The 13183-nt window shown below is 38.5% G+C and carries 15 protein-coding genes and 1 pseudogene; 5 read left to right on the top strand and 11 right to left on the bottom strand.

From position 1 onward, the window contains the following. Window positions 1-100 precede the first annotated feature (100 nt). Together rho and IO68_RS27675 are read left to right on the top strand one after the other, a co-directional pair. Window positions 101-1369 carry a transcription termination factor Rho gene (gene rho, locus IO68_RS27670; protein ID WP_004881796.1) on the top strand — a complete coding sequence of 423 codons (1269 nt, stop codon included), beginning with the start codon at window positions 101-103 and terminating at the stop codon, window positions 1367-1369. 388 nt (window positions 1370-1757) lie between these two features. Beyond that, window positions 1758-1985: a hypothetical protein gene (locus IO68_RS27675; RefSeq protein WP_023013668.1), complete on the top strand. Its 228-nt coding sequence runs from the start codon at window positions 1758-1760 to the stop codon at window positions 1983-1985. Between the two features lie 92 nt (window positions 1986-2077). Here the strand turns inward: IO68_RS27675 and IO68_RS27680 are convergent, their stop codons facing one another. From IO68_RS27680 to pheS, 3 genes are read right to left on the bottom strand one after another with little or no spacing between them, the layout of a single operon-like run. Beyond that, complete coding sequence (locus tag IO68_RS27680; protein WP_004664224.1) at window positions 2078-2374, bottom strand: integration host factor subunit alpha; 297 nt, start codon at window positions 2372-2374, stop codon at window positions 2078-2080. Continuing rightward, window positions 2371-4752, bottom strand: a complete 2382-nt coding sequence (gene pheT, locus IO68_RS27685) for a phenylalanine--tRNA ligase subunit beta (RefSeq protein WP_023013669.1) — start codon at window positions 4750-4752, stop codon at window positions 2371-2373. The genes IO68_RS27680 and pheT overlap by 4 nt, the downstream gene beginning before the upstream one ends. A gap of 32 nt (window positions 4753-4784) precedes the next feature. Further along, window positions 4785-5765 (bottom strand): phenylalanine--tRNA ligase subunit alpha, encoded by a 981-nt coding sequence (gene pheS / locus IO68_RS27690; RefSeq protein WP_007479552.1) that lies wholly within the window; start codon window positions 5763-5765, stop codon window positions 4785-4787. 230 nt (window positions 5766-5995) lie between these two features. Here pheS and IO68_RS27695 point away from each other — a divergent pair, with 230 nt between their 5' ends. After that, entirely contained in the window at window positions 5996-6994 is a 999-nt protein-coding gene (locus IO68_RS27695; protein ID WP_023013670.1) for a hypothetical protein, read from the top strand. 22 nt (window positions 6995-7016) lie between these two features. Here the strand turns inward: IO68_RS27695 and IO68_RS27700 are convergent. From IO68_RS27700 to rpmI, 4 genes and pseudogenes are all read right to left on the bottom strand, one after another. After that, window positions 7017-7527 (bottom strand): annotated as a pseudogene (locus tag IO68_RS27700) (N-acetyltransferase family protein). Window positions 7528-7593: 66 nt separating this feature from the next. Further along, complete coding sequence (locus IO68_RS27705; protein WP_023013672.1) at window positions 7594-8148, bottom strand: NADAR family protein; 555 nt, start codon at window positions 8146-8148, stop codon at window positions 7594-7596. A 91-nt stretch (window positions 8149-8239) separates the two neighbouring features. After that, window positions 8240-8599, bottom strand: a complete 360-nt coding sequence (gene rplT, locus IO68_RS27710) for a 50S ribosomal protein L20 (protein ID WP_004867327.1) — start codon at window positions 8597-8599, stop codon at window positions 8240-8242. Window positions 8600-8610: 11 nt separating this feature from the next. Beyond that, window positions 8611-8805: a 50S ribosomal protein L35 gene (gene rpmI, locus IO68_RS27715; protein WP_004637967.1), complete on the bottom strand. Its 195-nt coding sequence runs from the start codon at window positions 8803-8805 to the stop codon at window positions 8611-8613. A gap of 236 nt (window positions 8806-9041) precedes the next feature. On the opposite strand from rpmI, the gene IO68_RS27720 reads away from it, so the two are divergent. Then, window positions 9042-10295, top strand: a complete 1254-nt coding sequence (locus IO68_RS27720) for an MFS transporter (RefSeq protein ID WP_023013673.1) — start codon at window positions 9042-9044, stop codon at window positions 10293-10295. A gap of 39 nt (window positions 10296-10334) precedes the next feature. Here IO68_RS27720 and IO68_RS27725 read toward each other — a convergent pair whose 3' ends face one another. Next, on the bottom strand, window positions 10335-10760 hold the full coding sequence (locus tag IO68_RS27725; protein WP_031234831.1) for a YqaA family protein: 426 nt from the start codon (window positions 10758-10760) through the stop codon (window positions 10335-10337). A gap of 96 nt (window positions 10761-10856) precedes the next feature. On the opposite strand from IO68_RS27725, the gene IO68_RS33465 reads away from it, so the two are divergent. After that, on the top strand, window positions 10857-11426 hold the full coding sequence (locus IO68_RS33465) for an MltR family transcriptional regulator (RefSeq protein ID WP_023013675.1): 570 nt from the start codon (window positions 10857-10859) through the stop codon (window positions 11424-11426). A gap of 8 nt (window positions 11427-11434) precedes the next feature. Here IO68_RS33465 and IO68_RS27735 read toward each other — a convergent pair whose 3' ends face one another. The 3 genes from IO68_RS27735 to infC form a co-directional block, all read right to left on the bottom strand. Next, complete coding sequence (locus IO68_RS27735; protein WP_023013676.1) at window positions 11435-12052, bottom strand: glutathione S-transferase N-terminal domain-containing protein; 618 nt, start codon at window positions 12050-12052, stop codon at window positions 11435-11437. A gap of 124 nt (window positions 12053-12176) precedes the next feature. Continuing rightward, window positions 12177-12497 carry a hypothetical protein gene (locus IO68_RS27740; RefSeq protein WP_023013677.1) on the bottom strand — a complete coding sequence of 107 codons (321 nt, stop codon included), beginning with the start codon at window positions 12495-12497 and terminating at the stop codon, window positions 12177-12179. A 134-nt stretch (window positions 12498-12631) separates the two neighbouring features. Then, the gene (gene infC / locus IO68_RS33650) at window positions 12632-13183 is read right to left on the bottom strand and encodes a translation initiation factor IF-3 (protein WP_079281829.1); all 552 of its coding nucleotides are present in this window, start codon (window positions 13181-13183) and stop codon (window positions 12632-12634) included.

The raw sequence follows: 13183 nt of genomic DNA on the forward strand, positions 1-13183 counted from the left end.
TGGTTGTGTAAATACAATTACATCAGCATGTATGTATGCGGTCGATTTTTACTCTTTCCCTAACATAGTCCTCCACTTATTCCATTCTGTCTGACCACTTATGAACTTAACTGAACTCAAGAAAAAACCCATTGGCGAACTCATTAAAATTGCGGAGTTTATGGGCCTTGAAGGCATGGCGCGTAACCGTAAACAAGATATTATTTTTGCTATTTTAAAACGCCATGCAATGAATGGCGAAGAAATTTTTGGTGATGGCGTTCTAGAAATCCTTTCTGATGGTTTTGGTTTCTTACGCTCTGCGGCTGGTTCATATTTAGCAGGCCCTGATGACATTTATGTCAGCCCGTCACAAATTCGCCGCTTTAATTTACGTACTGGTGATACCATTACAGGTACTATTCGCCCACCAAAAGAAGGCGAACGTTATTTTGCTTTATTAAAAGTAAACCAAATTAACTACGATACACCTGAAAACTCACGTAATAAAATTCTATTTGAAAACCTCACGCCATTATTCCCAACCGAACAATTGGTTATGGAGCTTGGTAACGGTACAACAGAAGATTTAACCTCCCGTGTCGTCGACTTGATCGCACCAATCGGTAAAGGTCAACGTTCTATTATTGTTGCACCACCGAAAGCGGGTAAAACAATGTTGCTGCAAACAATTGCTCAATCAATTGTGCGTAATAACCCAGAAGTCTTCTTAATCGTACTTTTGATTGACGAACGTCCTGAAGAAGTGACGGAAATGGAGCGTACTGTTCGCGGTGAAGTTGTTGCATCAACATTTGATGAAGCACCTGCTCGTCATGTTCAAGTTGCCGAAATGGTCATCGAAAAAGCGAAACGCCTTGTTGAACATAAAAAAGATGTTGTGATTTTACTCGACTCAATTACTCGTTTAGCACGTGCATACAATACTGTGATCCCATCATCAGGCAAAGTGCTTACAGGTGGTGTGGATGCTCATGCTTTGGAACGTCCCAAACGTTTCTTCGGTGCTGCACGTAATATTGAAGAAGGTGGTTCACTCACAATTATTTCTACTGCTCTTATTGAAACGGGCAGTAAGATGGATGACGTGATCTACGAAGAATTCAAAGGTACAGGTAACCAAGAAATTACACTTGATCGTCGTATTGCTGAAAAACGTGTATTCCCAGCAATGAATATCAAGAAATCTGGTACTCGCCGTGAAGAACGATTAATGGGTGAAGAAAATCTACGTAAGGTTTGGATTTTACGTAAGTTACTACACCCAATGGATGAGCTTGCAGCGATGGAATTCTTATTAGATCGCATGAAAGAAACCAAGACCAATGATGATTTCTTTGATCAAATGAAACGAAAAGCATCAACCTAAATCATTATTAAAGAAGCTACCTTAATGGTAGCTTTTTTTATTTGGTTGACAGGATTACATAATATTTACATTTTGATTTAAATTCTCACAAAAACATCAATCCTTTGTTTTATCTATTATTTTTTAAGAAAAATCAGAAAGATACAGTCTAAAACCGATATCAAACAAAATAATTATAGTTATTTTCTATCAAAAAAAAGCCAAATTCTGTCCATTTTTGTCGTTTTGTTGGACAGAACAGTAGTAATTCATGATTTGCTTTGATAGGATAGCTCCAGACCAGTTAGGCTGCTCCCTGCGTTGTTACCTAAAGCGTTTAGGAATAATAAAAGCACAAACAGACTAGCTCAGGTTTTTTTTAATCTCACAATTTTATGAGAGTGATGCCATGTTATTCAAAAAATTTGCTGTTGTTGCTGCTATTGCTACTACTTTAGCTTTCGTTGGTTGCTCTAAGAAAGAAGAAGCTCCAGCTGCTGACGCTAACGCTGCTGCTTCTGAAGCTGTAGCTGCTGCTTCTGAAGCGACTACTGCTGCTTCTGAAGCTGTTGTTGCTGCATCTGAAGCTGCTGCTCCTGCTGCATCTGAAGCTGCTCCAGCTTCTGCTGCTCACTAATCTATTTAATAGATTAAAAAGAGAGAACCTTCCGGTTCTCTTTTTTTATGCTTAAAACTTTTATTATTAAAACAAAAATAAAAAAAAGCAGATCAATCGATCTGCTCATTTCCAACGCGCTGTCTAAATTTTTGACCCGCTCTGAATGTTACCACACGACGGGCTGAGATTGGAATCTCCTCACCAGTCTTAGGATTACGTCCAGGACGTTCGCGTTTATCACGTAATTCAAAATTGCCAAACCCTGATAGTTTGACTTGTTCGCCAGCGATTAATGCTTGGCTGATCTCATCAAAAAATAACTCGACCATTTGTTTTGCTTCACGGCGATTTAAGCTAGTAAGCTCACTCAAATGGTCCGCCATCTCTGCTTTTGTTAATGCTGTCATGAGGCCCTCAATGTCGCTTGGTAAGTGTTTTCCAACACTTGAATAATGTTATCCATACCAGATTTAATTTCAGCATCTTCAAGCGTACGAGTTGGATGTTGCCATAACAATGCAAATGCCAAAGAGCGTTTACCTTGTTCAACCCCTTGCCCCGTATACACATCAAACAACCATGTTGAGTCTAATAACTCTCCACCAGTTTGCTTAATTAACCGCTGAATATCTCTTACCTCAATATTATCAGAGATTAAAAGCGCAATATCACGTCTAACCGATGGAAAACGTGATAATTCTGTAAAATTAGATACATAAGATTGCAAAACGGCCTGCTGATCAAGCTCTGCAACCCAAGTAATGCCCAAATCAAGTGCATTTTCTAAAGATGGGTGTAATCGCCCTAAATAGCCAATTGACTTTCCATCAAGCAAAATTTCAGCAGATTGTCCTGGATGTAACCAAGCTCTCTCACTACGTGCATACTCGACGTTGATACGACCCGCTGCCAAAATTTCTTCAATCTCACCTTTAAAATCGAAGAAATCCATTGCTTGTGGCTTTGTATGCCATGATTCAGGGACTAAAGAACCAACTGCGATTAGTGCTAAAGTTGGGATTTGCTTGAGATCATGAATATCTTTTGCATCTTGGTAATCAAAACGTAAACCTAACTCGAAGAAACGCACACGCTGCTGTTGACGGTTTAAGTTGTATTGCACACAAGGAATTAAGCTTGATAATAAAGTACTACGCATTGCCGCCAAATCACTTGAAATTGGATTAGCAAGCATCAAAGGCTGTACATTTGGATTAAGTTGTTTTTCAAGTTTAGCATCAGCAAAACTAAAACTAATTGCTTCTTGATAACCCAATGTTGCAACAGTTTGACGTAGCTGAGCCGTTTCAAAACGATCTTGGTACGTCTCTAATTTCACGTCAATTTTTGGCAAACTGATCTGAATATTATCGTAACCATCAATACGAGCAACTTCTTCGATGAGGTCTTGATAGATTGCCATATCATAACGATGTGATGGTGGTACAACACTCCACTCACCTTGCGCAATCGTTTCAACCACACAACCCAAACGAGTCAGTGCATCAGCAATAAAATCACCCGCAACTTGATAGCCAAGCAATTGATCAACTTGTGCTTGTTGCAGCTTAATCGCTTCACGTTTTGGCAATAAATCTGTTTGTTCCGCCACTGTAATTGGTGCAAATTCACCACCAGCGAAAGCTTGAATAAGTTCAGATGCACGATGCATCGCGATCATAGGTAATTCAAAATCAACACCACGTTCATAACGCTGTGATGAGTCAGTATGCAAGCCAAAACGACGTGCACGACCAGCAATTGCTAATGGCGCAAAAAAAGCACTTTCAAGAAAAATATCTTGCGTATCATCAGTGACCGACGAAGCTAATCCCCCCATAATCCCTGCGATTGCCAAAGCTTTCTGATCATCAGCAATGACCATGATGTCATCTTGCAATTCAACGTCTTGATCATTCAACAATGTTAATTTTTCTTGTGGTTGCGCTTGACGGACTTGAATTGAACCTTCAATTTTAGCTAAGTCAAAGGCATGCATCGGTTGACCTAGTTCAAGTAACACATAGTTGGTAATATCAACCAAAATACTGTGGCTACGAATCCCTGAACGCGTTAATGCTTGCTCCATCCACTCGGGAGTAGCTGCTTTAACATTTACTTTTTTAATGATACGACCTAAATAACGAGGTGTGCCTTCTGTGCTAATCGTTACGGTTTTCTCATCGCTAATGGTTGCTGCAATTGATTGAATTTGAGGTTCATTGACTTGTAATTGGTTAATGACAGCAATTTCACGCGCAATACCACGAATACTAAAACAGTCACCACGGTTTGGCGTGATACTGATATCAATCACATTGTCATCAAGTTTCAAATATTCACGAATATTCACGCCCACTGGCGCATCAGCAGGTAATTCCAACAAACCATCGATTTTGTCTTCTAAATCAATCTCAGAAGCACCGCACAGCATCCCTTGTGATTCCACACCACGCAGTTTGCCTTTTTTAATTTTAAAATCACCCGGTAACACGGCACCAATTGTTGCAACAGGCGCTTTCATACCAACATGAACATTTGGAGCACCACATACAATTTGTAGCGGCTCACCTGAAGCAATATTTACTGTTGTTACACGTAAACGATCAGCATCTGGATGTTGTTCAACCGAGAGAACTTCACCAATCACCACGCCTGTGAATGGCTTCGCAACTGGTGCTAATTCATCCACCTCCAAACCAAGCATAGTCAACTGATCAGAAAGTGTTTCGCTATCAATCGCTGGATTTACCCAAGTGCGCAACCAATTTTCACTAATTTTCATCTGTATAAACCTTATTTAATCCTGAAAAACTGTTAGGCAAACTGGCGTAAGAAACGTACATCGTTTTGATAGAACATACGTAAATCATTGATGCCATAACGCAACATCGCAAAACGCTCTACCCCTAAACCAAAAGCAAAGCCTTTGTATTTATCAGGATCAATCCCTGCAGCACGAAGTACATTTGGATGTACCATGCCACAACCTAAAACTTCTAACCAACGACCGCGCTCATCCATAATATCCACTTCTGCACTTGGTTCTGTGAATGGGAAATAAGATGGACGGAAACGTACTTTTAAATCTTTTTCAAAGAACTCATTGAGTAGGTTAATCAATAAGCCTTTCAACTCAGCAAAACTGGTATTTTCAGCAACATATAACCCTTCGATCTGATGGAACATTGGTGAATGGGTTTGGTCAGAGTCACAACGATACACACGACCCGGGCACACAATACGAATTGGTGGCTGGCTCGTTTCCATGGTACGAATTTGTACGCCTGATGTATGTGTACGAAGCAAATGTTTGGCATCAAAATAGAAAGTATCGTGCATTGCACGTGCTGGATGATGCCCTGGAATATTTAAGGCTTCGAAATTATGGTAGTCATCTTCGACTTCTGGACCATGTGCAACTTGGAAACCAGCTTTAGTAAAGAATTGGCAAATACGTTCTTGTACTTGCGTCACAGGATGAATACTTCCCATACGCTGACCGCGACCAGGCAAAGTAATATCAATCGTTTCACTTGCTAATTTTTTTGCAAGCTCGGCTTGTTGTAATGTCTGTTGACGCTCAGTCAATGCTGCATTAATTGCTTCACGAACAGCGTGAATCGCAGCACCTTGTACTTTACGCTCTTCAGGATCCATTTTTCCAAGTGCTTTCGACTGTTCTGCAAGCTGGCTTTTTTTCCCTGTAAATTGCACACGAGCTTGATCGAGTGCAGCAAGGTCTTGAGCCGCTGCAATGGCAGCAAGCGCTTCAGTGGTCAGGGCTTCCAGTGACATAGTAACTCTCAAAGCAACAAAATTTAAAAATATAATAAAACGCTATAGTTTATCAGCTTTTTACCAGTTTTATGAAGCTAAACCGTGGTTAAAATTAGAGCCTTAATAAGTTTTACTTTATGGATGAAACAATAATAATATGAAATAGATACAGTTATTTGTCGTTAACGCTAGCCAATAATTTAATAAAATGTATAAGATAATGATATCGTCAATGAGAAATGACCAAGATGGCACTTGATCAAATTTGGAAGCAACAGCTCACACTTGTCACATACGGTAATGAGTTTCTATCTAGAGACCTCAATTTCAGCCGTTGGATTGAACATCCAATCTTCGAGCAACATAGTTTCAATTTTCGTGACTTGATATCGCAACATTTACTGGCACAACATTTCCAAATTTGGCTTGAAGGCCTAAAAAAACAAGGTGTGAAGAAGTTAAGTCTACATTTATCGAACTTGCTAAATGATGAACAAAACCCAAATGCCAATGTTGAACTATTCCCTTTTGCTCACTTTATCGTAAGCCACCAAGCCAATAAAAAGACAGCTTGGATCTGTGGGCATGAACTCGCAGAATGGTATAACAGTGATAATGATTTTGAAGTGCCAACTTCTCAAAGAAACCCTTTAAGACAAGAAACTTTTTGGGGCTATACCCTAAATGATAAACTTGCAAAAAAAGTTGATATTGATCTACAAAAGCTAAATTGGAATGATGTAACAAGGTACTTGGAGCGAGAACTCTTTGACAGCAAATACGCTCAATACTTCTCAGAACCAGCACAACAAGACTTCCCATTTTATGGTTATGAAGTTGACCATAGCAGTATTTCAAGTCATCAACTTGCAATTATTCCAACAGATTATCCAGCTGATTGCGCCCATCGCTTGCTACATCGTTGCGAAGCATTGACCGAGTATTTAGAACAACAAAGACAACATCCTTATAATGAAGCTGGTGAACTGATTAGCCCTGAAGAACAAATTAGTTTACGTAATTTTTCCCAAAAGACGGATGATTTATTTTCTAAACTGATTGTAAAAATAGCGAACCATTACCAAACTGCCGAGCTGACCGCTGAGCCAGAAATCATTGATAGAACGATGGAAACATCACAACATTTCAATCAAGCGCAACATCATAAAGTCAGCACGTCTAGTGTGATTAAACTCATTGTTATCACAGTTATTATATGTATCGCAGCTTATTATTTTGGACTATAAAATCCATCATTTTTATACAGTATTAGAGTTCCCACTGATAAAGTAACTCTGTTATGGCCTCGCCGAACTCTGGCAGTTCGGCTTCACCTATTAACTTAGCGCCCATTTTTTCATAGAAGAAGCGACTTGGATTTTTATTAAACACTTCTAGTCGAATGAAGGCATAACTTTGACTGAGCGCGTGGCTATAAAACTGTTTAAACATTTGACGACCAATACCCTGATTTTGAGTTCTTGCAAACAAATAGAAAGCTCGAATTTCAGCAACATCATTATTAGGATTTAAATAACCATCCAAAAAACCAAGTACTTGATCATTTTCCACATAAACCAACAATTGATGCTCGACACTTATATAAATTTCTCGCCATAACAAGAGTTTTTCTTGAACATCAAGTTGATCCAATACCTCCTGTTTAATGATATTTGTATATGTCTCCTTCCAGCATGCAACAGGCAACATGCACTTCGGCAATTTGAGGCAAATCATTTAAAGTTGCTAAGCGTATTTCACCATTATTCAACTGCTGCAATACGATCTCCTCGATATCATTACTTTTGAACCGATTGGGTCAGTCCACAATACTCTTTTGAAGCTTCTAATCTATGAGCTGTTCTCGAACACGCATTAAAGCGAAACCTAATAGATTTAAACCAAACCATTGAGACGGATCCTGAATATGTTCATGTTCCTGAGCCATTCCTACACCCCAAATCTTATCAACTGGCGATGCTTCAACTAAAACGCGATCCTGTGTATTTACCAAAAAATCCCTTAGCGCTGAATTTTGAGAAAATTTAGCAAGGTTTGCTTGTACAACAATATCAAAACGCTTTTCTTTCCAGATCTGATCATCATAATGCTGCACTTTTCGTCCCAGTTGTTTAGCCTCATTTGGATGTTTAACTTGCAAAATTTGTGCAAAAACCAGTTCATCATTAAATAATTTTGCTTTTTGCGCCATCATATAATGCTCAGCCGTGAGATATTGAATGCCATCCAATTTAAATGTTGATGGATACCACTGGCTCAAACAACTTTTATCAACAAGATCAGCTTGCTTGGGTGTATGTCCCCAAAAATATAAATATTTAAACTTTTGTCCTTGTTGGATGTAATGAATTAAATCATTTAAGAAACGGTCATCTTTCATTGTTGATCTCAAATTATTATCTATTATTAAAAATTAAATACTTTAAAATAAAAAAGACCGCTAAAAGCGGCCTTCTTTTGAATCTCTAAGCTTATGCAGCTAATGCGCCTTTAGCTTTTTCAGCTAAAGCAGCAAATGCTACTGCATCATGCATAGCGATGTCAGCTAATACGCGACGGTCGATGATCACTTGAGCTTTTTTCAAGCCATCGATCATACGGCTGTATGACAAACCGTTTTGACGAGCACCAGCATTGATACGCGCAATCCATAAAGCACGGAATTGACGTTTCTTTTGACGGCGGTCACGGTAAGCATATTGACCAGCTTTGATTACCGCTTGGAACGCTACGCGGTAAACGCGTGAACGAGCACCATAGTAACCTTTAGCGCGAGCAAGAATTTTTTTGTGACGGCGATGAGCCTGTACACCACGTTTTACACGAGCCATTTATAATCTCCTTAGATGTATGGGCACATAGCACGAACTGATGCAACGTCACTTACGTGAACCATTACACAACCGCGCAATTGACGGATACGCTTAGCAGATTTTTTGGTCAAAATGTGGCGCTTGAATGCTTGTTTGCGCTTGAAACCGTTTGCAGTCGCTTTAAAGCGTTTAGCTGCACCACGGCGAGTTTTTAACTTAGCCATAGTAACCTCTTTTGAGCACCTGTTCGGCACGTTTGCACTATTACAAATCGACCTGCAGGTAAGGAAGGCAGTATCATATAGCATCTATGAATAAAACAAAAGTAAAATGCTCATTTTTTGACAACAAAGCATTTATTTTTGCCAAACGTTATTTCCCATAATTAATTCTCAAAATATGAGAAAACTATAGAAAATTACGCCCTATAATATGTGAAAAATATTGAATCCTCACAAATATGTCTATACAGAATGATGCATTCGCAGCATTACGTTATCGCGATTTTTCGATTGTTACCCTCAATCAATTTTGCCTCACACTGGCTATTTTGATTCAAGAAATTATCGTTGCATACTCTCTCTATCAGATTACGCGAGACCCGTTAACGCTCGGTTTTATTGGTCTGGCTGAAGCTATTCCTTTTATCGCACTTTCATTATGGGGCGGTTATTTCGCAGATAAGCTGAATAAACAAACAATTATGAAAATCTGTTTGTTCTTTGCGATTCCACTCCCCTTGATTCTCTGGAGTTTATTCCATTTACATGGTTTAGAGAAAATAGGCATAACCACGCTATCTTGGGGAATTTACGCTGTTATTTTTGCACTCGGAACAATTCGGGGTTTCTACAACCCTTCAGCAACGTCTTTAAAACCATTTTTAATTCCCCGTGAACTCTATGCCAATGGTGCAACATGGACCACGATTGGTTGGCAGAGTGGTGTGATCATCGGCCCCATGCTCGGTGGTTTTATGTTGGCATTCTTAGGACGAGAAACAAGTTTGTTTGCTGTTACTGCGTTACTCGCAATCTGCTTTGTTTTAATTACGCGATTACAAAAACGCAGTTTCCCAAAAATGGAAACTGAAAATGTCTTACAAAGTCTCACTGATGGATTCCGTTTTATCTGGAAAACTAAAATTGTTTTATGGGCCATTTCTTTAGATCTGATTTCAGTTCTATTTGGTGGTGTGATTGCACTACTGCCTATTTTCGCCGAAGAAATTTTAAAAGTTGGCCCTGAGGGTTTGGGCTATCTCAGAGCTGCACCATCAATTGGTGCACTGATTACCATGATCGTGCTTACCAAATTTCCACCGATGCATCACGCATGGTGTAATATGCTTTTAGCCGTTGCTGGTTTTGGTATTTTTACGATTCTATTTGCGTTCTCAAACAACATGTGGCTATCACTTTTTGCACTTGCTATGACTGGTGCGTGTGATAGTGTTTCTGTTGTTGTTCGTCAAACTGTTTTACAGATTTTCCCTCCTGAAAATATGCGAGGTCGTGTCGCTGCAGTCAATGGCATGTTTGTTTCATCAAGCAATGAACTCGGTGCTTTTGAGTCTGGTTTAGCTGCTAAATATATGGGAACCATTACTGCAACCATTTTTGGTGGTTGCATGACACTGGCAGTTGTAACCTATTGTTGGTTTAAAACCAGTGATTTATTCAAGGTAGATATCACCAAAGGTTCTGATCACTAATCAAACAACAAAGGGATGGTTTAAAACCTTCCTTTTAATCTAAAAAACACCTAAATACAGCGCATATAAAGTTAAATAACGCCCACCTTTGGCAATCGTGACGATCAATGAGAATCGCCAAAAATTTTCTTTCATTAAGCCTGCGATTAAGGTAATCGGATCTCCGATTACTGGTGTCCAACTTAATAGCAATGAATAAAAACCATATTTATGATAAATCTGCTGTGCTTGTAATAATCGCTGTTCGGAAACAGGAAACCATTTTTTATCTTTAAAATGTTCTATTTTCAGACCTAGCCACCAGTTCACACATGAACCAAGCACATTCCCTAAAGTAGCGACGATAAGCAGATAAATAGGATTTGCCAAACCTTTTACAAGCAGAGCCATTAAAACTGCTTCTGACTGTAATGGTAATAAAGTTGCAGCCCCAAAAGCAGAGAGAAATAATAAGACATAGGACATCATTGAATAATTTTAGCTAACTTATTATGTTAAAACTTTGAAAAAGTATTTCACATATTCTCATTACAACACCCTACTCATATTTAGGATAACCATATGCAGGATTTTGACTCTTATCAGGAAAAAATGAAATTAAAACATCCAAAAATCTTTGAAAATGCATCTAAAGTTAGCAATTTATTTGGTGAAAGCGACAGAGGAGCTACATTGATCGCAGCAGCTATTTTGGAATATCAATTAGAGGAAATTCTGTTTTCTTTTTTTAGAGATATAAAGTCAGCTAAAGAACTACTTAATGGTTTTAATGCACCGTTAGGAACGTTTTCATCTAAAATAAAAATTTCTCATGCTCTGGGTCTTATTGAGGACGATGAATACAACCAAATTGAAATTTTTAGAAAAATTAGAAATCAATTTGCACATGAATTTAATTCATTATCATTCGAATCCAAAGGCGTTAAAGAACGAATAATTAATTTATCAAAACCAATCGATAAGACATACGGCATGCGAGAGTGTTTTGATAGCTGGTTTCTTACACTTAATTCATCCTTGCTTTTTAGAGCAGAAATAATAAGAAAAGAGAAACGTAAAACAAGGATCTTTACCAATAAACCTATTCGATGCAATATTGTAGAACTCAAAGATAAGCCTATTAAAAAATAGGCTTATAATTACAGCTTGATCGATAATGCTTTTTGAATTGCAGGACGTGCTGTTAAACGCTCAATATAATCTCGGACGTAAGGATAATCCTCAAGCTGAATCCCCTGCCATTCGTAACGCAGTGCCCAAGGTAGGATTGCCATATCTGCAATTGAATATTCACCAGCAACAAACTTCTGACCAATTAACTGTTTATTTAACACAGCATACAAGCGCTTAGTCTCATTCACATAGCGCTCTATTGCATAAGGAATATGTTCTTTAGCAAACTTATTAAAGTGATGATTCTGCCCTAGCATTGGACCAAAGCCCCCCATCTGCCACATTAGCCACTGTTCAACTTCAACACGCTCTTGTTCATCAGTTGGATAAAATAAACCAGTTTTTCGACCTAAATATTGTAGGATCGCACCCGATTCAAAGACTGAGATCGGCTCTCCACGAGGGCCATTTTGATCAACAATCGCTGGAATTTTATTGTTTGGAGAGATTTTTAGAAAATCAGGTTGAAACTGATCATTTTCTAAAATATTGATGGGGAAAATTTTATATTCGAGTCCCATTTCTTCTAAAGCAATTGTTATTTTATGCCCATTGGGAGTGCCCCAATAATATAAGTCAATCATTTATGTTGCCCTATTCATCTTTATTTTGACTGTTGTTGCGTTATAGCACACTTCACTTATCACGATCAGTAAACAAGCACGAAAAGAAACAATAAAAATGTTCTTAAAGAGCATGTTATGCAAATTACGCTTGGCTTTCCAAAAATGCTTTCGCTTTTTCTCCAACAAACTTACGCCCCAGATTATCACCTTGAATCCATTCATCTATAGAAAATAATTCAAACATCCCAACTTTGAATAGCGTTGGAATTGCGAGTATAAGTTCATCCTCAACTTCACCACGAACACCAGTGTTATACAAATTGATATTGTGCAACATCGTTGCGACTGTACCCGTTTGCACACGACTACCATCTTTAAGTTTTACTTGAGGTAAAGTCTCACCATCTTGAACAACTTTTTGATTAATTTCGGAGAGTTCAGTTGATCCTGTTATTACCGCCATTTATTTCCCCTTTCTAAAATAGTGTAATTATCAACTAATATTATCATATTTAGATTTGCTTTATTTTCTTTACTCACAGGACTTGCGAACATAAAAAAGCACCGCAATAGCGGTGCTTTTTTATTAAGAAAAAATTATTTTTTCTTTTTCGGACCAAGTAACATGCCCATTTGACGACCTTCCATCTTTGGTGCTTGTTCAACAACACCAAACTCAGCAACGTCAGCTTCAATTTTCTGTAATTGAGCCAAACCAAGCTGCTGATGCGCCATTTCACGACCACGGAAACGCAAGGTAATTTTCACTTTATTTCCTTCTTCAAGGAAACGTAAAATTGCACGCAATTTTACTTGGTAATCACCTACATCCGTTGCAGGACGTAATTTGATTTCTTTCACTTGCACTTGATGCTGTTTTTTCTTCGCATCTTTTTGCTTTTGTTTCAAGTCAAATAAGTGCTTGTTGTAGTCCATGATTTTACAAACAGGCGGTTCTGCATTAGCAACAATCTCAACAAGGTCAAGATTTGCCTCTTCAGCAGCACGTAATGCTTCATTTAATGAAACGACACCTTTTTGTTCTCCATCTGCAGCAACGAGGCGTACTTCTTTTGCACGGATCTCGTCGTTAATTGCAGGACGGTTACTTTTAGCACCTTGTTGTTGGTTACGGTCAGGCTGTTTAAT

The sequence above is a fragment of the Acinetobacter sp. COS3 genome (assembly GCF_000475335.1).
In the GTDB taxonomy this organism is placed as follows: domain Bacteria; phylum Pseudomonadota; class Gammaproteobacteria; order Pseudomonadales; family Moraxellaceae; genus Acinetobacter; species Acinetobacter venetianus.